The organism is Streptomyces sp. 1222.5, assembly GCF_900105245.1.
In the GTDB taxonomy this organism is placed as follows: domain Bacteria; phylum Actinomycetota; class Actinomycetes; order Streptomycetales; family Streptomycetaceae; genus Streptomyces; species Streptomyces albidocamelliae.
In genome coordinates, this window is record NZ_FNSZ01000001.1 from 8,225,448 (window position 1) to 8,244,605 (window position 19,158).

Genomic DNA, 19,158 nt, shown 5'->3' on the forward strand with positions numbered 1-19,158 from the left:
CGGGACGTGCGCCGACCGCGCCGACCGTACGCGCCGGGCGGCGCGATGAACGCCGCCCGCCGGCCCGACGGCTCCCGCCGCGGCCGCGATCGCCGCGCCCGCCTGCTGCCGGCACGCCCGGGTACCGCGCGCGTCACCGGCCCCCGCCCCACGACCGCCGTCGTGGGAGGGGGCATCGCCGGACTGGCCGCGGCCACGGCACTGGCCGAACGGGGGGTGGCGGTGACCCTGTACGAGCGCGAGCCCTGCCTGGGCGGACGCGCCGGCGGATGGCCGATCGACCTCGCGGACGGCTCCTCCACCACCATGAGCCGCGGCTTCCACGCCTTCTTCCGCCAGTACTACAACCTCCGCGGTCTGCTGCGCCGCACCGACCCCCGGCTCGAACGCCTCACCGGGCTCCCGGACTACCCGCTGCGGCACAGCGAGGGCATGCGCGACAGCTTCCGCCACGTCCCGCGCACCCCGCCGTGGTCCGCGCTCGGCTTCGTCGCACTCAGCCCGTCCTTCGGCCTGCGGGACCTGCGCGCGATGAACCCGGTCGCGGCCCTTCCTCTGCTGGACGTTCGCGTCCCCGAGGTGTACGCGCGCCTCGACCGCACCAGCGCCCACGACTTCCTCGAAGCCGTCCGCTTTCCCCCGATGGCCCGCCACCTGGCCTTCGAGGTCTTCTCCCGCAGCTTCTTCGCCGACCCGCGGCAGCTGTCGGCGGCGGAGATGGTGCTGATGTTCCACATCTACTTCCTCGGGTCCGCCGAGGGACTGTTGTTCGACGTCCCCCGAGCCCCGTTCCAGGCGGCCCTGTGGGAACCGTTGGCCGACTACGTGCGGCGGCACGGCGCCGACGTACGGACCGGCACACCCGTCGAGAACATCACGCCCACCCCGGACGGCGGCTACGTGCTCACCGCCGCGGGCGGGGAACGGCGTCACGACACCGTCGTGCTCGCACTCGACGCCTCCGGCCTGCGCTCCCTCATCGGCAGCTCGGAGCGTCTCGGCGACCGCCAGTGGCGCGAGAGCGTCCGACGCCTGCGCAACGCGCCGCCGTTCCTCGTCACCCGCCTCTGGCTGGACCGCCCCGTGCGCCGTGACCGGCCCGGCTTCCTCGGCACCAGCGGGTACGGGGGCCTGGACAACATCAGCGTCCTGGAACGCTACGAGGACGACGCGGCCCGGTGGGCGGCGCGGACCGGTGGTTCGGTCGTCGAACTCCACGCGTACGCGGTACGGCCGGACGCCGCGCGCGACGTCGAGGAGAAGCGGCTGATCGAGCAGCTGCACCGCGTGTACCCGGAGACCCGCGAAGCCGGCACCGTCGACGTCCGCCACGAATGGCGGGAGGACTGCCCGCTGTTCCCCGTGGGCGGCTACCTCGACCGGCCGCCCGTACGCACACCCGAACCCGGACTCGTCCTGGCGGGCGACCTCGTCCGCACGGACCTGCCGGTGGCCCTGATGGAACGCGCGGCCACGAGCGGGTTCCTCGCCGCGAACGCCTTGCTGGAGCGGTGGGGAGTGCGGGGGCAGACGCTCTGGACGGTACCGGACCGGGGACGAGGTCCCGTGCTGCGCACGCTTGCCCGGTGGGGGAGCGCCTGACCGGACCCGGCGTGGCCGGTGCGTCACCGCCCACGTCGACCGCCAGGCCGTCGAGCCGGAGCCCCGCCGCCTGTGCACGGCCCGCGAGATCGAGCACCTCGCCGGCGTCACCTCCGCCGCGATTCGCGCGGACCCCTCGAAGGGCCGGTGGCCTGAGCCCGACGACCGCTCAGGCCCCGCGCACCGCTGGTACGGCGCCAGCGTCACCGTCACGGTCGGACAGCCCACCAGCACCGGCCGGGAAGCCGGCAGCGAGAGTGGGTGCGGTCCGTCGTCGGCTCGACGGGCCGCGCTCGACTCGCCGTGACAGGTGACGGCGTCGCAGGCTGGTACCTACCTCTAGGGTTCACCGCGCCCGCGCGCCACCGTCGTAAGGAGCACCCATGAACTCCCGCCTGGACGGACGCACCGCCGTCGTCACGGGTGCCAGCAAGGGCATCGGACTGGCCGCCGTCGGCGCCCTCGCCCGAGCCGGGGCCACGGTCGTCGCCGGCTCCCGCACCTCCACTCGCGAACTCGACGCCCTGGTCGAGCAGGGCACGGTCACCTGGGTGCCCGTGGACCTCGGCACGTCGACGGGGGCCGAGCAACTCGTCGAGGCGGCACAGGGCCGCGTCGACGTTCTGGTGAACAACGTGGGTGCCGCGCCGGCCCGCACCGGCGGCTTCCTGTCCGTGACCGACGACGACTGGCAGCACGTCCTCGACATCAACCTGCTCAGCACCGTACGGGTCACCCGTGCCGCCCTGCCGCTCATGGCGGAGGCCCGGCAGGGTTCGATCGTCACGGTCGCCTCCGTCAACGCGACCCTGCCCGACCCCATGGTGATCGACTACAGCGCTTCCAAGGCCGCGGTGGTGGCCTTCTCCAAGGCCCTGTCGAAGGAGGTCGGTCCGCAGGGCATTCGCGTCAACACCGTCAGTCCTGGTCCGGTGCAGACGGACCTCTGGCTGGCCGAGGGAGGTGTCGCGGAGACCATCTCCGCGGCCGCCGGCGTCAAGCCGCGCGACGTGGTCGCGCAGGCCGCCGCCTCGACCGTCACGGGCCGCTTCTCCAGCCCGGAGGAGGTCGCCGAGGTGATCCTCTTCCTCGCCGGCGACCTCTCGCGCAACATCACCGGAAGTGACGTGATCATCGACGGTGGCTTCATCCCGACCTGGTGACCGGCCGCGGTGCGAAGATGCAGCGCCTTCGGCCCCCGCGTAGCGTGATGCGGGAACGAAGTCCCGCGAATGATCTCGCGCCCCCACGCGCGCATTCGCCGGTTGCGCGCGTCCGATCAGTCAGCCATCACCGAGGTACGCGCGGTCGAGCGGAGGTACGGCAATGGGTACGGTCACCACCGACGACGGCACGGTCATCTTCTACAAGGACTGGGGCCCCCGCGACGGCAGGCCCGTCGTCTTCCACCACGGATGGCCGCTGAGCGCCGACGACTGGGACAACCAGATGGTGTTCTTCCTGTCGCACGGCTATCGCGTCATCGCCCACGACCGTCGTGGACACGGTCGGTCCGGTCAGCCCGCCACGGGCCACGAGATGGACACCTACGCCGCCGACGTGACCGCGTTGACCGACGCGCTCGATCTGCGGGGGGCCTGCCACATCGGGCACTCGACCGGCGGCGGTGAGGTGGCGCGCTACGTCGCCCGCGCCAAGCCGGGCCGCGTCTCCAAGGCCGTGCTCGTCAGCGCGGTGCCGCCGATCATGGTGAAGTCGGACACCAACCCGGGCGGCCTGCCGATCGAGACGTTCGACGGGTTCCGGGCGGCCCTGGCCGCCAACCGCGCCCAGTTCTACATCGACGTTCCCACGGGGCCGTTCTACGGCTTCAACCGTCCCGGAGCGAACGTGTCGCAGGGGCTGATCGACAACTGGTGGCGGCAGGGAATGACGGGCGCTGCCAACGCCCAGTATGAGTGCATCAAGGCATTCTCCGAGACCGACTTCACGGAGGACCTCCGGCAGATCGACGTCCCTGTCCTCGTGGCCCACGGAACCGACGACCAGATCGTCCCGTACGAAGACGCCGCGCCGCTGTCGGTCAAACTCCTCAGCGACGGCACGCTGAAGAGCTACGACGGGCTGCCGCACGGGATGTTGTCGACCCACCCCGACACCGTCAACCCCGACATCCTGGCGTTCCTCGAGTCCTGAACACACCGGAGTGAGCGACAGCGACAGTCCGCACGGCGCGACCGGCCCGAACCGCGTCCTGGAGAGCCCGATCGTCGGGATGTCTCCCTGGATCGTCTTCTCCGGCTGGATCATCCAGATACTGGGCCATCGTGGCGGCCATTCGCTTCACCGACTGGTACCCGAAGGTGGTCCGGGCCCGGGTCCTGCGGGAGCACGGGGAACCGGTCGCCGAGGAGCCCCGGCTCTCCGGTCTGCTGCTGCCCCTGGCCGGCCTGCTCGTTCCGGTGGGGATCGCCGTCCTCGTCCTCGAGGACACATGGGGCGGCCTGTCCCTCATCGTGCTCGGCTCCGTACTCGCCAGGACCCTGCGTGACCGAGCCGCACACCCCGTGGGTGCGGGAGGGGCTGTAGCGTGACGGCGAAGCGCAACCCCGGCCCGTGAAGTGTGGTGTGTTCCCGATGGCGTCCGCTCCCGGCAGGTTCATCCGGCAGATCCGGCTGACCCCGGGCGTCGACGACAGCCGCTACCCCTTCAGCCTTCCCGCCGTGCGGCGGCTGGCGCGTTCCGGGGCGCTCACCCTGCCGCCGGGGGTCACGTTCCTGGTGGGGGAGAACGGTGCCGGCAAGTCGACGCTGATCGAAGGGATCGCCGTGGCCGCCGGGTTCAACCCGGAGGGCGGCAGCCGCAATTTCAGGTTCGCCACCCGCGCCACCGAATCCGAGCTGGGTGAGCACCTGATCCTGGCCTGGGACGTCCGCAAGCCGCGCACCGACTTCTTCCTGCGGGCGGAGTCCTACTACAACGTGGCCAGCGAGATCGAACGGCTCGACGCGGCCGGAGGACGGCCACTGCTGCCGGCCTACGGCGGAGTGTCCCCGCACGAGCGATCCCACGGAGAGGCGTTCCTCGATCTGGCCACCCACCGCTTCGGACCCTCGGGACTGTATCTGCTGGACGAGCCGGAGGCCGCCCTCTCCGTCCAGAGCTGCCTCGCCCTTCTGGCGCGTATGCACGAACTCGCCGCGCAGGGCAGCCAGCTCCTGGTGGCCACCCACTCGCCGGTGCTCCTCGCCCTCCCGGGCGCGACCATCCTGGAGATCTCCGACGACGGCGGACTGGAGCGGGTCGCCTTCGAGCAGGCTCTCCCCGTCCGTCTGACCCGCGAGTTCCTCGAAGCACCGGGCCGGTTCCTGAAGAACCTGCTGGGCACGGGCGGGACCGAGGCGAGCCCCCACAGCTGGTACTGAACGCCGAGGCAGGAGCCGCGGCGGCCGCGGTTCACGGTCCGGGCCGGCGGCCCCAGGCGGTGATCATGCCGGGGGAGAGGTCGGCGAGCGAGGGTGAGGAGAGGTAGTCCAGCGCGTCGTCCAGTTCGCCCGCCGTCAGTGCGCTGCCGGATTCGAGGGCGTCGCGCATGCTCAGCCAGGTGTTCTTCCAGAACGCGGTGATGGGGGCGTCGACGGTCAGCGGGGGCAGGACGACCTCGGCGCCGACGTCGGCCAGCCCCAGCCGGCTCAGGATGTGGGGATAGTCCGTCATCCAGGTGATGTCGGTTCCGATCGTGTCCCGCAGCACCTGCCACATCGCCTCCATGGCCCGCCGGTAGGCGGTGTGGGGCGAGTCGGCGGTGGTCAGGTCGAGGGCGTCGCCGACGACCAGCCAGCCTCCCGGGGCCACCCAGCCGGCCAGGCGCGCCAGCACCTCCGCGTGCTGGGGCAGGTGCATCAGGACGAATCGGCAGTGGACCAGGTCGAACCGGCCCGGGTCCAGCGCCGGGTCGGTGATGTCCCCGGCCATCGTCCGCAGCCCGCTGTCCTGGGCGGGGCGCACGAATCGGGGGTCGCGGTCGAGGGCCAGCACCTCGTCGGCGCCGGCCTCCTCGGCCAGCCAGCGGCTGATCGTCCCGGTGCCGGCGCCCACGTCGAGGCAGCGCCACCCGGGGCCGACGCCCAGGGCGGCCAGGCGCGCCCGGCTCACCGTGTCGTAGGCCAGGGCGCCGTAGTCGATACGCTCGGCCTCCCCGGCCCGGTCAGGGGGGAAGAGGTCTTCGCCGTAGTGCCCGCCCTCCACTGCAACTCCTTCCCACCCCTCGTCAGAAGGGGCCCCGTGTGCCGGCGGCCGAGCCGCGATGCACCAGTGTCGGCGTGAGTTCCGAGGGGCGGGCGGGCGACGGGCGGCGGTGTCCCCCGGATGGCGGCGAACCCGAACGCGGGCAGGGCGAGTTCCGTGCGGGACCAGGACAACCTTCGGCCGATCCCGATCGTCATTCGATCATGTCGCAGATTCTCAACGGCCGTCGCTCCAGCGCGAAGTTCGACTCGGACGGCGTCCGCATCACCCGCTCCGGCCAGCAGGTCGACATACCGCTTCCCGCGATCGAGGCCGTCCGGGCCGCGGAGGCCCGGACCGTCGAGATCGTGCTCACCGACGGTACGGTCCACCGCGTCGAGGGAGACAACCCGACGGCCACCACCGCCTTCGTCGATGCCCTGAGCTCCGTACTGCCCGAGAAACGGGACCCGTCCAGCCGCGCCGTGGTCACCGACACGAGCGCGCCGCGCGACCCGGTCCTCTACGTCAGCGGGGCCCTGCTCGCACTTCTGGCGCTCGGCTACATCGGGTACGCGGTGTGGGTGACCCGCTCGCACGGAGCGCGGGTGGTCGGAGTGATCATCGGTCTGCTGCCCCTCCTGTTCGGCGCCGCCATGCTGTTCACGGGCGTGCAGGAGGCCTTCCGCCGGATCGTGCTGGCCCGGCGCGGCATCACCGTTCTCGCCGAGGCCGTCGGCAGGGAGGGCAAGAAGAACGTCGTGTACCGGTACACGACCGTCGAGGGCGCCGACCGTACGTACTCCTGCAAGCGGAACCGGCAGCGCATCCACGTGCTGTACGACCCGCAGGCGTCCTGGCGGGCCATACACGCGGACTGGCTGCCGTTCGTGCTGGGCCGGGTCGTCGTGCTGATCCTCGGGTCCTTGTTCTGGCTGTTCGTCGGCGTCGTGATGATCTTCGGAGTGCTGTGGTGACCCGCGGCCGATCACGGCCCGGTGGCCCGGTGGCCCGGTGGCCTAGAGGCCGCCGCGGTACGCGCTGCGGAGGAGGTCGACCACGCCGAGGACGACCGCGGTGTCCGTACGCCCGCAGCTGCCGTCGATCAGACCGGCGACCGCTGCGGCCAGCCGCTCGGCGTCGAACTCCGCCCCGCCTCTCGCCATGTTCAGCACCCTGTTGAGCTGCTCCAGGCGTACGGCGGTCTTCAGCCCGTCGCCTGCCTTCCACGGTTCGGCCAGCACCAGGGGGATGAGCTGCCGCACTTGTTCGGCGCCGAGCGTGGTGCAGGCGGTGCGCACCGCGTCGATGAAGCGGGGCACCCCCCACAGCACCAGGGTCAGCTCCTGCAGAGCCGTGGTGAGCGTCGCCTTCCGCGTGACGGCGACGGAGCTGTTGCGGACGTCGAGGACGGACGGGAGGAAGACGCTGAACGAGCCGCGCATACGGTTGACCGAGTGTGCCTTGAACACCAGCCGGTAATTGGTGAGGAAGGCGCGGCCGCCGATGGCTTCCTTGCCGTCCATGCCGACCAGCCACATCAGGTCGTCGAAGGCGAACCGGGAGAGCCCCGACTCCCGCACGTCGATCACCGCGTTGGCGTTCTTCTGCAGGACTATGTGTTCGCCGGGGAACAGGTCCTCGGGCGGAAAGGACAGGAACGACAAGGTCTTCCTCCGTCTACGTTTCGTTGTGCCGTCGGCCGGTGCGAACGCGTCCCCGCGACCGGCACTAGCTCCGTCTGCGCGTCACCAGCGCGACGACCGTGCCGATCCCCGCGGCCAGCAGCCCGAGCCCGCCGAAGACGAGCGGCAGCAGCCAGAGAGAGGCGAACCCGTTGATCCGCGCGTCCTCGGGGGCGTCAGCGCGGTAGAGCACCTCGACCCGCTCACCCACCTCGTACGAGGGCGGGTTGGCACCCGTGGAGCTGCGGAACCGCGTCGGTGTGCCTTGCGCCGGTGTGAACTCGACCACCGGGTACGCCGCGGGCCGGTCGTCGCTCCGGTTCCGCCGGGAGGAACTGCTGTGGTCCTTCCGCCACTCCAGGTCGACCACCGTTCCCTGGGCGCGCTTCGCGTCGCTCAGGAGCGAGATCGACTGCCCCGCGAGGACAAGTCCGATGACCAGGAACACCGACCCGAACGCGATCGTCCCGAAGATGATCCACCGGCGGGCCTTTCGCCCGCGCGCCTGCACCTGCACAACGCCCCTCTCACTCGTTCGGAGTGAGAGGGACGCTATCCCAGTGGTCCCGGTGGCCTTACTCCCACCCCGGAACATGGGTGGCCCCGCACGTGCCCTATGGCTCGGTGGGCGGGCGCGTCGTCGACCGGTAGGAGTTCCAGTCGGCCCGGCCGCCCTCGCCCAACACGCTCACGTCGGCCGCGAGTTCGGTGCGGGGACGGGTGCGCAGTTCGCGTCGCGCGACCCGGGCGACCACGGCCGGGAAGAACGGCCGCAGGGGCTGGCACCAACGCAGCCACGGCGGTGCGTAGATGTAGGGGGCGCGCCGGGCGATGCCGGTGGTCAGCCACTCGGCCACCTGCTCCGGTGCGTGGACGCGGCGTGCGAAGCCGGGCTGGTGGCGGCGCAGGGCCTTGAGCACGGGATGCTCGTCGATGCCGGCGACCATGTCGGTGTCGGTCCAGTGGAGGTAGGCGACACCGACGGCGATCCGGTCGGGCTCGACCTCGCCGCGCAGGGCCTGGGCGAAGGATTCCGCACCGGCCTTGGAGGCGCAGTAGGCACTCATCATGGGGGCGGAACCGAAGGCCGCGGTGGAGGCGATCTGGAGGAAGAAGCCATGCCTGGCCGCCAGTTGGGGGAGGAACGCCCTGGCCGTGTTGGCGGATCCGACGAGATTGACGTCGACGACCCGCTCCCACAGGTCCGCCGGAGTATCGGCGAACGGGCCGCCCGCGGCGATGCCGGCGTTGGCCACGACCACGTCGGCCGGGCCCAGCTCGTCGGCCACCCGTCGGGCGGCGGCCGCCAGCGCGGCGCGGTCGGTGACATCGGCCTCCACACACATGCTCCGGTTCGGCAGGGAGTCCGCCGTCCGGCGGAGGGTCTCCTCCTCGCGTCCCAGCAGAGCGAGGCGCATGCCGGCGTCGGAGAGCTGCCTCGCCAGAGCCGCACCGACCCCGCGCGCGGCTCCGGTCACGACCGCGACCCGCCCACGCAGGGGTGCGAGGGCTGCGGAGCGGTGCCCGCCCACGCCGAAGATGTCGCGCATGTGTCGTCCTCATCCACCAGTTTGCCGGATCACGCAGCCGTCAATCGACGTATGCCTCACGAGCGGCACGCCCTAACGGTGGGCGGGGCCGCTTCGCGCCCCGGCGTGGCCTGTCCGGAGCCGCCCGACGGTCGGACGCTGCGAGCGCTGCGGGTGCACCGTCGGGCCGAAGGCCCGGCCGTTCGGCCGGGGGAGTGGTGTCGCCTGAGTAGGTGTACTCAGGCGGGGCCGGCCGGGAACCGGCAGAATGCCCGCCATGATGTCGGGAGAGCCGGCCGGAGGGGCACCTCGGGGCCTGGGCGGGGGAGAGCACATGACGTACCGGCGCGCGGTGATACCGGCACTGGTCGGTGGACTGCTGATCACACTGCTGTTGTGGTGGGCGGGGGCCAGCACGCGAGCACTGCAACTGCCCGGAACTGGTACCGTGTTCGACGCCCAGTCCGCGAGCGAACTGCGACGCTGGCTGGCGCCCTGGGCGTACCCGTCCCGGGGCATGCCGCTGTCCGGCGGGTCCACGGAGACGACCTGGACCGCAAGCACCCAGTACGCCGATCTGTACCGCACCGCCATGCAGATCAGGTACGTGGCGGTCTTCGCGTTCTTCCTGGCGGGCGCGCTGCTTCTGCTCCGCAGGATTCCGCCGACGCGGGGCCGTACGCCGGCCACGCTGCTCGCGCTGTGGGCCTGGGGGCCGGTGGCCGGAACGCTGGCGGTGACGGTCTCCGCACCCTGGCTGATCGCCTCCATGGGACGCGGCAGCTTCCGGGTCCTGCCGCAGCTGGCGAGTGTGACCGCATCGAGCGGGCCGGTCGTGGTGTTCGCCGCGCTGGTGGCCTCCGTGCTCACCGTGGCCGTAGCGCGTGTCACCGCCAAGGGCACCGATCCCGTGCCCCGGCAGAGTGCCCCGCCGCGCGCCGCTCGTCTGGCGGCGAGCGCCGGGACCGCGGTGATCGCGTTCTCGCTGGTGATCCTGTCGTACGAGTCGGTGGCGGCCCGGATCCAGACCTCGGCCGGCGGCTCGGGGCTGCTGTCCGAGCCTGGAGACCTGCTGCGACAGTGGCTGCTGCTGGGCGGCTGGACGGGCCCGTCGACCACGCCGCTCGGCCACTGGCTGCTGTACCGGGCGGCCGACGTGGTCATGCTGGCGGTGGTGTGGTGGGCGCTGCGGCTGCTGCCCGGCCTGCTCACCCGCACCACGGTTCCCGCGATGGCGGTGGGCGCGGTCTGCGCCACCGTGCTCGGCCTGCTGGCGAGCCAGCTCCTGCACATGGCGATGGACGACACCGTCACCGTGTGGGGTCCCGTCTATCTGTTCTCGAAGCTCGGTGAGAACGTGCCAGCCGCCCTCACTTTCGGTGGCGCGGCCGGACTCGTGGCGTTCGGCGTCCTGCGGCTGGCGGGTGGCGCGCCACTGGTGGCCGCCGGGCACCCCGGCGGTGAGACCAGGACCGTGGCGGAGGACGTCCACCGGTGAGCCGGTGCCGGGGCCCGGGCCCGCGGGGCGGACGCTCACCGTAGTTCGTCAGTGCGGCCGAAGCCCCGCGAAGACCACCTCGAAGAACCGCTCCTGTCCGGCGGGGTCCGCTCCGAGCTGCTCCATCGCCCTGCCGATGCCGGCCGGCAGGGCGAGCAGCTCCGGCAGGCTCAGCTCCGGGCGGACCGCCCCGGCCCGCTGGGCTCCGGTCAGCAGTTCGCCCAGCCGATCCCGGATCGCCGTACTCGACTCCCGCAGAGCCGATCGGACGTCCCCCCCCCGGCCGCGGCCAGCGCCTCCACGAAGTCGCTTCGTCGCCGAGTGGGACCACCGGGTCCACCACCGGGTGACCGGCGGACCTTCGAGGCCGCCAACATCCAGGTGCTGCGCGTCCATGACGGTCTGATCGTCGAAAGCCGCGACCACCACGACCACTTGGCCCTCATCGTGGGCGGTGACGGCCGGTCGGAGCTGGTGACGGCGCTGGACGGCAAACAGCGCGCGTGACGTACCGGGCCCGGCTCACCCGGGTGTGCGCGCCGGAGGTCGGGAGTGCGCCCGCCGGACCGGCTTCACGCGGTCCGGCAAGGCGGTGACGGGCCCGTCGGTCAGGGCGTGAACACCTCGTCGAGGTGGTCGATCGCTCCGTCGTCGCCCAGGTGGTACTTGAAGACCAACCCGCTGTTGGGATGCGCTTCGAGCCAGTCGAGGAATTCCTGGACCCCGATGTGCTGATTCTCCGTGCCGGCGACGATGGGGTCGGTGGCGGTGACGTAGGCGGCCTGGTCCATGGGCAGGTAGACCTCCTTGCCCACGGTTTCGAACGGCGCACCGTCGGAATCGGCGGGAGCACAGCCCCAGTTGCCGTACCTGACGATCAGGCCGAGGGAACCGCCCTCGGGGGTGTAGCGGTAGACCGCGATCTCGTCGGGGGAGATGGGCATCTTGTGGTCGCAGCCGCTGGTACCGTCCGCGGCACTCGGAGCGGCCGGCTCGGCGGGTGCCGGAGTGGCGGCCGCGGACGGCGACTTGGCGCTGCCCGGCGCCCTGGTCGGTGTCGCGGCGGGCTTCGCGCCGGCCGTGGTGGAGCCGGTCTTCGTACCGTCCGCCGCCGGCTCGGCCGTCGCGGTGGGGCCGCCGGCCGAAGAGGTGTCCGTGCCGCCGTCTCCATCGCAGGCCGTGAGCGTCAACGCCAGGACGGCGATGGCGGACGCGCTCACCACGGTCCGATGGAGAACGGCGATGGGTCTCTGGCGGACGTTCTGTCTGTTTCTGGCCACGGTGGCCCCCTTCTGCTCCTGCTGGTCGCAGCCCCTGCGAGGCTGATGCCTGTCGCAGAGACGGATGATTTCAGGCCAGGACCAGTTGCGGCGGACGGGGGGTCGTTGCCGACTCGTGACGAGCCTGCGCACGCGGGGGACGGCTTCGTGGCCTCGGTGCGGGCCGGGAGCGCTACCGGGGGTTCACCCACAGCGCCGAGGCGTGGGCGCAGAGGTCGCCCGCCGCCGTGGTCAGGGCGACGCCCATCCGATGCTTGCGCCCCTCCTCCGAGACGACCCACGCGTACGAGATCAGCCGCGCGGACACCGGCACCGGCCGGAGCAGTTGCGCGGTGAGGGACGCCGTCACCGCCCCCTCCCGCATGCTGCCGAGCAGTCGGCCCGCAGCGTTCCCGGGGCAGTCGAGCGCCCCCCACACCAGTTCCGGCCGCAGCTCCCCCTCGGCGTCGGCGAGCGCCGGTCCGGCGGTCCAGGCGGTGGCCACGAGATCCCGTCCCGGTACCACTCCGCAGTGCTGGCGCAGCCCGGTGTCGGGCGTACGGTCGAGTCCGCATCCGAAGCAGTCCACGGCACCTGCCGGCGGAGCCGCGCGGTACGCCTCGGCCGCCGCGTACGCCTCGTCCCAGGAGGGCGGTTCGGGGACGTCGAGGCGCACCTCGTCGGGCGTCGCCACCGCGAGCAGGCCGTCCGCGCCGGTCAGTACGGCGCCGCCGTCGTCGGTCCCGGTGAGTTCCACCGGCACCTCCACCGGCGTCGGCCGCCGGAAGTCCACCCGTACGGTCTTGGCCGGCGCGCGCCCGGCGAGGACTCCCGCCACGTACCCGCCGAACGCCACCCCCGGATAGCCCCGCAACCGGCCCGGCACCGTGATCGTCCCGATGTCGGTCATGCGCCCACCTCGCCCTCGTCGGACGGCGCCGTCCGGCCGGCCTCGTCATGGGCGAGCAGGGACAGGAGCGAGGCGACGGTCAGTCCCAGCCCGGCCTCCGCCGGGTGGCGGAGGATCTTGCCGGGGTCGATCCGGTAGGTGTTGGACCGGCCCTCGCGGGTGTGGGAGAGGTACCCGTCCTGCTCCAGATCGGTGATGATCTTCTGCACGGCGCGGTCGGTGAGCCGGCAGTGCGCGGCGATGTCGCGGATGCGGGCGTTGTGGTCGTCCGCGATGGCCGCGAGTACGCGGGCATGGTTGGTCAGAAAGGTCCATCCACTGTGTGGCTCGGGCACTGCGTCCATGCCGCCAAGTCTAAGGGTCCACGGTTCACGCATTCAAAAACACGTACTTTATTTCGCGCATTGGGTGACGTATTTTGGCTCCCGGGGAATCTGGCCACCAGGTGTCGGAGGGCGCCATGCAGAAGCCGGCCGAGTACCACAAGTCCCTCATGACGCGAGGTTGTCTCCCGCGAGACGGAGGAAGCGGCCCCGGCCCCCTGCCGCCGGGCCGGCTGGTCGTCTCGTACACCTCGGTCGGGCCATGGACACGTGCGACGGTCCGCGGCGAACTCGACCTGAACGCCGGTCGCCAACTGCAACGAGCGCTGCACCGAGCGCTGACCGGTTCGGCCGAGGGCCTCGACCTGGACCTCACCAGACTCGACTTCTGCGACTGCGCGGGTCTGAACGTCCTGCTGGACCTGCGGCGGCAAGCCCTCCGGCAGCACAAGACCCTCACCGTCTCCGCCGCCGGCCCCGCGGTCGGGAGGCTGCTCGACCTCATCGGGGCGCGTGAGCTGCTCGCCGACCCGGGTGCGCGCTCCGGCCGGCCGTGAGGCACCGCCCGCCCGCTGGAGTCACGCCGTTCAGCCGTCGCCCGCACCGCTTCGTGGAGGGATGCGCAGGGCGAGGAGCGCGACGTCGTCGTGGCCCGGCGGGCGGACACGGCGCAGGAGCTGGTCGGTGAAGGACGGCAGGCGGCGGTGGGCGAGGGCGGCGGCGTGTTGCCGCAGTCGGCGCAGGCCCTCGTCGAGGGGCTCGCCGGGCGCTTCGATGAGGCCGTCGGTGTACAGCAGCAGGGTCGAGCCGGGTGGCAGCACGGTGGTGGCGTCCGGGCGGGGGAGGTGTACCCCGGTGCCCAGCAGCAGGCCGTGGCCGTCGGTGAGGTAATCCGCCAGCCCGTCGTGGGTGACGAGCAGCGGTGGGGGGTGGCCCGCGTTGGTCCAGGACAGTTGCCAGTGTCCGTCGGCGGTCTGGGCGAGGCGGGCGAAGATCAGGGTGGCCATGGCCACGTCGGTGATGTGGTGGATCGCCTCGTCGAGCCGCTCGGTGACCCGGCTGGGCGTGTCCTGCTGGGACCAGGCGTAGGCGCGCAGCATGTTGCGCACCTGAGCCATGCCCGCCGCGGCCTCCAGATCGTGGCCGACGACGTCTCCGATGGCCAGGGCGGTGGCCCCGTCGGACAGGGTGAATGCGTCGTACCAGTCGCCACCGACCTGTGAGGCGTCCGGAGCGGGCAGATAGCGGACGGTCAACTGGAGCCCGGGCACGCGCGGCATCTGGGGCAGCAGGTGCTTCTGCAGCGTCTCGGCGACCGCTCGCTGGCGTTGGTAGAGGCGGGCGTTGTCCAGCGCGAGGGCGGCCCGGCGGGCGATGTCCTCCAGCAGGGACAGGTCGGCGACGGTGAAGTGTCCCGGCTTCCGGGCGCGGCCCAGCGTCAGGGCACCCAGGACGTCCCGGGTGCTGCGGATGGGCGCGATGGCCGCCGAGTGGATTCCGGTGGCCTCGAACAGCCGGCGCTGTTCGACCGCGATGCCGGAGTCCGGGGCGCCCCGGTAGGTCTCGGGTCCGGCCAGGGTGGAGGCGACACCGCGCAGGGCACGGGACAGCGGCATCGGCGACTCCTCGGGAATCGGCGGCATCGGTCCCTGGAGGTCCTCGTGCCGCACCAGAACGTCACCGTCCGCCTGCACCACCGAGGTCCGCCACACCTCGTCGGCCTCGGTGATCAGATCGATGACGACCCAGTCCGCCAGCCGGGGCAGGAGCAGTGCCACCAGTCGGCGCAGCGCCTCGTCGACGTCGAGGGTGGAGGTCAGTCTCGTGGTGGTCTCGGCGAGCAGGGACAGCCGTTCCAGGTCGGTCAGCGATTCGGCGGCCTGGTCCGTGCCCGGTCCGGTGCCGTGCGCCTTGTCGAGGCCGTGGAAGACCACGAGCGCGCCGGTTCCGTGATCGCCCATGGCGTACGGGGTGATCATCCAGGAGATGGGCAGCAGGGACCCGTCGCCATGGACGAAGTAGTCCTCGTCGGCCTGTGCCGGACGTCCGGCGTGGAACGCCTGCCGCATACTGCACTGCGTCGCGGGCAGCGATTGCCCCGAAGGCCCGCGATGCAGCAGGTCGTGGGCGTCCTGGCCGATCAGTTCGTCGGTGCGTCGGCCGAGCAGCTGTGCGGCGCCGGTGTTGACGGCGACGATACGGCCCTGGTCGTCCACCGCGTAGGCGGCGACGCCGATGGCCTCCAGGGTGATCTGGCCGGTGGGTATCGCCTCGGACTCAACCCCGGGAACATCCGCCTTGTCCTGCCCCGTCATGCCCTCGCCTCCTGGATGTCGAGCCCGTGACCTCGGCGCCGTGTCCGCCGGGCGCCCGGCTCTGTCCTCCCACGCCTTCACCCCTCGTATGCCCAGCCGTCGCGAAAGAACCAGCCGTGCCGTCCGGCGATCTTGGTGGACGGGCGGTCCGGGCTGGTCGGAGACGAGTGCGCAGTCGTCGCCCGACGCGGCGGCGCTGCGGAGACGGGTTCCCCGTCGGATGCATCCGGCGTTCAGGTCCGTACGGAACTACGGGTGAGGGGACGGGGCGACCTACCCGTCCGAGCGCCCGCTGCCATGTGGGATGCACGGGAGGCGGCGCGCTCCTGGGCCCCCTTGCACGGCGGTGCGGGGGCCCGGTCCGACACCTCTCCCCGTCAGCGGGCGGCGCCGGTGAGCGCGAGGAAGTCGTCAGGTCGAAGGAGCGGGGTGCTGACCGAGGGCGCGGACGAGAAGGCGGAGCAGGCCGCGGTACGGACCGCCGGCCGGCGTGGCCATGAGCTGGGCGCGGCCGCACGGGAGGAGACCCGCCCGGGCCGTCTGGGCCCGGAGCGTGGGCTGCCCGCGTGCGAGGGCCTGCTCGACGCGTACGGCTACGAGCCCGTCCGGGAGACCCCCACCCGGCTGCGGCTGCGCAACTGCCCCTTCCACCCGCTGGCCGCGAAGGCTCCGGACCTGGTCTGCGGGATGAACCAGGCCTTCCTCAGCGGGTACCTGGACGGCCTCGAGGTCAACGGGGTCGAGGCCGTCCTCGCCCCGCACCCGGGGGAGTGCTGCGTACGGCTGGGACCGAACGACACCGCCCCTGACGACACCGCCCACGGCGACCCGGGGGCCGACGACCGCTGACGCCACGCGGGGTGTCAGCGGCTCCTCCCGTCCCACGGCCTGGCGGGCGATGACGTGGACGACGGCGCCCGGCGCGGCGCCGTGGACGCACAGCGCTGTGAGCAGTACGACGGGGTCGTCCAGTAGGGCGGTGGTGATGACACCGACAGAACCCGTGGCGCCGCCGAGACGGCCGGTCGGTCACGGACGGCGCGGGCGGGGAAACGGTCGCGGAGCGTCGACGGTCCAGCCGAGCCTGGTCAGTGCGGGGCAACCGCCTCGATGAGCGCGTCGGCAGCCGTCTCGATGCCTGCGGGCGTGGACCAGCGGCCCAGCGTCAGCCTCAACGCCCCGAGCGCGCGGGCCGGTTCGAGTCCCATGGCGGTCAGCACCGGCGACGGGGTGTGGGTGCCGCTGTGGCAGGCCGAACCCGTCGAGGCCGCGATGCCGTGCGCGGCGGCGAGGAGTTCGTGTCCGAGCACGCCGTCGATGCGGACGTTCAGGGTGTTCGGCAGGCGCGCCTTCTCGGGGCCGTTGAGATGGACGCGGCCGGGCAGTGCCGTCCTCAGCCGCTGATGGAGGTCGTCGCGCAGGGTCGCGATCCGGTCCGGTGTGCCGTCGTCGAGCTCATGGGCCGCGATACGGGCGGCGGCGCCGAGGGCGACCGCCAGGGCGACGTTCTCCGTGCCGGCCCGCAGCCCCTGCTCCTGCGGGCCGCCGTGGACCACGGGCTCCAGCCGCACGCCGTCGCGCACATAGAGCGCGGCCACGCCCTTCGGCGCGTACATCTTGTGCCCCACGACGGTGAGGAGGTCCACGCCCAGCTCGCCGACGTCGAGGGGGATCCTCCCCGCGGCCTGGGCCGCGTCGCAGTGGAAGAGAGCCCCGCGTTCGTGCGCGAGGGCGGCGAGTTCGGTGACCGGTTGGAGGGCGCCCGTCTCGTTGTTGGCGGCCATGACCGACACCAGCACCGTCGCCTCGGTGAGCGCGGAGGCCAGCGCGGCCGGGTCGACCTGCCCGTCGCCGTCGACGGGCAGCACGGTGACGCGCGCTCCGTGCAGGCGCTCCAGGGACCGGCAGCTCTCCAGTACGGCCGGGTGCTCGGTGGCCTGCGTGATCACATGCGGCCGTGAGCGCCCGGAGGCCAGCACCGCGCCGCGCAGTGCGAGCAGATCGGCCTCCGAACCGGAGCCGGTGAAGACCATCTCGCCGGTGCGGGCCCCGATGAGGGCGGCGACCCGGGCCCGGGCCTCACCCAGCGCGCGCCGGGGCTCGGCGCCGTAGGGGTGGCTGCTGGAGGGATTGCCGAAGAAGCCGGTCAGGTACGGGATCATCGCCTGGACGACCCGTGGGTCGACGGGCGTGGTGGCGTTGTAGTCCAGGTAGACGGGTCCGTCGGGCGGCCCGGGGAACGGCGGCAGCATGGCGGCGGCGTCGCCCCGGCCGGTCATGCCGTCGTCGAGGCGGACCGCAGGTGTGCTGGTGCCCTCCACCGTCATCCTCCGTGGATCCATGGAACAGCGTAGGTGAGGGTGGCGCGCTACGGCCACGGCTCCCTCACACCATTACGGATCTTGGAGGACTGCTCGGGGATTTCCCTGCCGACGGGCCGAGTGTGTCCCGCCCCGGCGAGGCGGGGCCGCCCCGGGGGCGGACCCGTCCATGAACGCAACACCCGGATGGCGCCCGGGTGTTGCACTCACGCTCCGGACGAGGGGTTCACGGACGCCAGTCCGCCTCCAGGTCGTGGGAGTCGGTCTTCGTGAGCTGGGTCAGGCCGGTGCCGTCGGCCCGCACCAGATAAAGGTGTTCGGGGTCCGCGTCGTCGCCACCGCCCCGGGTGAAGACCAGACGCTTGCCGTCCGGCGACCACGAGGGGTTCTTGTCGTTGCGGCGGGACGCGGTGATGCGGTGCAGCCCGGTGCCGTCGGGGCGGACGAGGTAGAGACGGGCGAAGCCGGAGGAGTCCACGCGGCTGAACGCGATGCGGTTGCCATGAGACCAGTCGGGCGTCCAGTCGTGCGATCCGGACCCGGTGACCGGTGTCTGCGCCAGGGTGGACAGCCGGATCCGCATCACCCTGCTGTGCCCGCTCGCGTCCGCACGGTTGAACGCCAGGTACTTGCCGTCCGGCGACCACGTCGGGTGGAGATCGTCCGCCGCCGTGTGGGTGAGCCGAACGGCCGGAGAGCCGTCGATGTCGGCCACGTAGATCTCGCGCTGGGTGCCGACCGGTTTGGCGTAGGCGATGCGCTTGCCGTCCGGGGACCACGCCGGGTCGGAGGCGCCCTCGGTGCCGGGAACGGCCTTCAGTCCGCCGCCCGTGGTCTTCATCGTCCAGATGCCGTCGACGGCGCCCCCTGATCCGTAGCGGACGAAGGCCACCCGCTTCCCGTCCGGGGACCAGCTGGGCATCACGTCGCTGACGGTGGCGGTGTGGGTGAGCGCGACGGGCGCCCCGCCACCGGGGGAGATCGCGTACAGGTCCTCGACCGGCGCGGTCGCGGTGTAGCGGGCGAAGACGATCGAGTGGTCCGTAGCCGCCCCCGCGTCCGCCGCCCCGCCGAGGGTCAGCGGTACGGCCATGGCGAGCGCCGTGGCCGCGACCGTCGCCCGCAAGCGCCGTGTCGTGCCGCTCGCTCCGGATCCACCGATGCTCCGAATCCTTCCGGCGGGTCTTCCGTCGCGGTGCCGTCGGTACGTCAAGGTGTCCACCCCGTCTCCTCCCGGCGGCCCCCCGCGGGCCGCTCCGGGCGGTAAAGATCCCACCGGGCGGAGCGGCAGGGAAGCGACGGTGCCCGGTGGTACGCGCCCTGTGACAGGTTCCGTACGCCGCTGTCACACGGGACGGGCGCGGCGGCCGTGGGCCGGGCCCGACCAGGTCCACGGAGGGCTGTCCGGACGCCGCTCACGTGTCCGCGAGGAGTGGATCGAAGAGGGCTGAGCGGTGCCGGCCCGACATGAACGCGAGGAAGTCGTTGATGAAGGCGCTCCGGCCGTAGGTGCCGTCGGCGGCGTCC

21 protein-coding genes are annotated in these 19,158 nt (G+C 72.3%); 10 read left to right on the forward strand and 11 right to left on the reverse strand.

The genetic code is table 11. The features are described 5' to 3' along the window. Nucleotides 1-45 precede the first annotated feature (45 nt). The 5 genes from BLW57_RS37260 (at nucleotide 46) to BLW57_RS37285 (ending at nucleotide 4,989) form a co-directional block, all read left to right on the forward strand. Entirely contained in the window at nucleotides 46-1,602 is a 1,557-nt protein-coding gene (locus BLW57_RS37260) for an FAD-dependent oxidoreductase (RefSeq protein WP_093480086.1), read from the forward strand. Between the two features lie 383 nt (nucleotides 1,603-1,985). Next, nucleotides 1,986-2,765 (forward strand): SDR family NAD(P)-dependent oxidoreductase, encoded by a 780-nt coding sequence (locus BLW57_RS37270; RefSeq protein ID WP_093480088.1) that lies wholly within the window; start codon nucleotides 1,986-1,988, stop codon nucleotides 2,763-2,765. A 163-nt stretch (nucleotides 2,766-2,928) separates the two neighbouring features. Continuing rightward, a complete protein-coding gene (locus tag BLW57_RS37275) occupies nucleotides 2,929-3,759 on the forward strand; it encodes an alpha/beta fold hydrolase (RefSeq protein WP_093480089.1) in 831 nt (276 codons plus the stop codon). A gap of 131 nt (nucleotides 3,760-3,890) precedes the next feature. After that, nucleotides 3,891-4,157, forward strand: a complete 267-nt coding sequence (locus BLW57_RS37280; protein ID WP_093480090.1) for a hypothetical protein — start codon at nucleotides 3,891-3,893, stop codon at nucleotides 4,155-4,157. A gap of 43 nt (nucleotides 4,158-4,200) precedes the next feature. After that, entirely contained in the window at nucleotides 4,201-4,989 is a 789-nt protein-coding gene (locus BLW57_RS37285; RefSeq protein WP_093481104.1) for an AAA family ATPase, read from the forward strand. A gap of 31 nt (nucleotides 4,990-5,020) precedes the next feature. Here BLW57_RS37285 and BLW57_RS37290 read toward each other — a convergent pair whose 3' ends face one another. Further along, on the reverse strand, nucleotides 5,021-5,812 hold the full coding sequence (locus tag BLW57_RS37290) for a class I SAM-dependent methyltransferase (RefSeq protein WP_093480091.1): 792 nt from the start codon (nucleotides 5,810-5,812) through the stop codon (nucleotides 5,021-5,023). Between the two features lie 203 nt (nucleotides 5,813-6,015). Here BLW57_RS37290 and BLW57_RS37295 point away from each other — a divergent pair, with 203 nt between their 5' ends. Beyond that, a complete protein-coding gene (locus BLW57_RS37295) occupies nucleotides 6,016-6,768 on the forward strand; it encodes a DUF3592 domain-containing protein (RefSeq protein WP_093480092.1) in 753 nt (250 codons plus the stop codon). Nucleotides 6,769-6,810: 42 nt separating this feature from the next. Here the strand turns inward: BLW57_RS37295 and BLW57_RS37300 are convergent, their stop codons facing one another. From BLW57_RS37300 to BLW57_RS37310, 3 genes are all read right to left on the reverse strand, one after another. Continuing rightward, entirely contained in the window at nucleotides 6,811-7,458 is a 648-nt protein-coding gene (locus BLW57_RS37300) for a hypothetical protein (protein ID WP_093480093.1), read from the reverse strand. 64 nt (nucleotides 7,459-7,522) lie between these two features. Further along, nucleotides 7,523-7,987, reverse strand: a complete 465-nt coding sequence (locus tag BLW57_RS37305) for a DUF3592 domain-containing protein (protein ID WP_256339705.1) — start codon at nucleotides 7,985-7,987, stop codon at nucleotides 7,523-7,525. Nucleotides 7,988-8,090: 103 nt separating this feature from the next. Then, complete coding sequence (locus tag BLW57_RS37310) at nucleotides 8,091-9,026, reverse strand: SDR family oxidoreductase (protein WP_093480095.1); 936 nt, start codon at nucleotides 9,024-9,026, stop codon at nucleotides 8,091-8,093. A gap of 313 nt (nucleotides 9,027-9,339) precedes the next feature. On the opposite strand from BLW57_RS37310, the gene BLW57_RS37315 reads away from it, so the two are divergent. After that, the gene (locus BLW57_RS37315; RefSeq protein WP_093480096.1) at nucleotides 9,340-10,503 is read left to right on the forward strand and encodes a hypothetical protein; all 1,164 of its coding nucleotides are present in this window, start codon (nucleotides 9,340-9,342) and stop codon (nucleotides 10,501-10,503) included. Between the two features lie 48 nt (nucleotides 10,504-10,551). Here BLW57_RS37315 and BLW57_RS41650 read toward each other — a convergent pair whose 3' ends face one another. Then, on the reverse strand, nucleotides 10,552-10,899 hold the full coding sequence (locus BLW57_RS41650) for an SbtR family transcriptional regulator (protein ID WP_176985868.1): 348 nt from the start codon (nucleotides 10,897-10,899) through the stop codon (nucleotides 10,552-10,554). Between BLW57_RS41650 and BLW57_RS42650 the strand changes: the two genes are divergently transcribed. Beyond that, nucleotides 10,885-11,010: a hypothetical protein gene (locus BLW57_RS42650; protein WP_256339706.1), complete on the forward strand. Its 126-nt coding sequence runs from the start codon at nucleotides 10,885-10,887 to the stop codon at nucleotides 11,008-11,010. The two genes, BLW57_RS41650 and BLW57_RS42650, sit on opposite strands and share 15 nt — an antisense overlap. A 101-nt stretch (nucleotides 11,011-11,111) precedes the next feature. On the opposite strand, the gene BLW57_RS37325 is transcribed toward BLW57_RS42650, so the two are convergent. The 3 genes from BLW57_RS37325 to BLW57_RS37335 form a co-directional block, all read right to left on the reverse strand. Further along, entirely contained in the window at nucleotides 11,112-11,783 is a 672-nt protein-coding gene (locus BLW57_RS37325) for a hypothetical protein (protein WP_256339707.1), read from the reverse strand. Nucleotides 11,784-11,955: 172 nt separating this feature from the next. Then, nucleotides 11,956-12,672 carry a PaaI family thioesterase gene (locus BLW57_RS37330; RefSeq protein WP_093480099.1) on the reverse strand — a complete coding sequence of 239 codons (717 nt, stop codon included), beginning with the start codon at nucleotides 12,670-12,672 and terminating at the stop codon, nucleotides 11,956-11,958. After that, on the reverse strand, nucleotides 12,669-13,016 hold the full coding sequence (locus BLW57_RS37335) for a helix-turn-helix transcriptional regulator (RefSeq protein WP_093480100.1): 348 nt from the start codon (nucleotides 13,014-13,016) through the stop codon (nucleotides 12,669-12,671). The genes BLW57_RS37330 and BLW57_RS37335 overlap by 4 nt, the downstream gene beginning before the upstream one ends. A gap of 116 nt (nucleotides 13,017-13,132) precedes the next feature. Here BLW57_RS37335 and BLW57_RS37340 point away from each other — a divergent pair, with 116 nt between their 5' ends. Continuing rightward, a complete protein-coding gene (locus tag BLW57_RS37340; protein WP_256339708.1) occupies nucleotides 13,133-13,552 on the forward strand; it encodes an STAS domain-containing protein in 420 nt (139 codons plus the stop codon). A gap of 30 nt (nucleotides 13,553-13,582) precedes the next feature. Here the strand turns inward: BLW57_RS37340 and BLW57_RS37345 are convergent, their stop codons facing one another. Beyond that, nucleotides 13,583-15,310, reverse strand: a complete 1,728-nt coding sequence (locus BLW57_RS37345; RefSeq protein WP_093480101.1) for a SpoIIE family protein phosphatase — start codon at nucleotides 15,308-15,310, stop codon at nucleotides 13,583-13,585. Between the two features lie 429 nt (nucleotides 15,311-15,739). Here BLW57_RS37345 and BLW57_RS37350 point away from each other — a divergent pair, with 429 nt between their 5' ends. Then, nucleotides 15,740-16,159, forward strand: coding sequence for a helix-turn-helix domain-containing protein (locus BLW57_RS37350; RefSeq protein WP_306822914.1), 420 nt, complete (start codon nucleotides 15,740-15,742; stop codon nucleotides 16,157-16,159). Between the two features lie 239 nt (nucleotides 16,160-16,398). On the opposite strand, the gene BLW57_RS37355 is transcribed toward BLW57_RS37350, so the two are convergent. Both BLW57_RS37355 and BLW57_RS37360 read right to left on the reverse strand, forming a co-directional pair. Continuing rightward, on the reverse strand, nucleotides 16,399-17,652 hold the full coding sequence (locus tag BLW57_RS37355; RefSeq protein ID WP_256339709.1) for a cysteine desulfurase family protein: 1,254 nt from the start codon (nucleotides 17,650-17,652) through the stop codon (nucleotides 16,399-16,401). A gap of 205 nt (nucleotides 17,653-17,857) precedes the next feature. Next, a complete protein-coding gene (locus BLW57_RS37360) occupies nucleotides 17,858-18,757 on the reverse strand; it encodes a PD40 domain-containing protein (RefSeq protein ID WP_093480102.1) in 900 nt (299 codons plus the stop codon). Nucleotides 18,758-19,158: the final 401 nt, after the last annotated feature.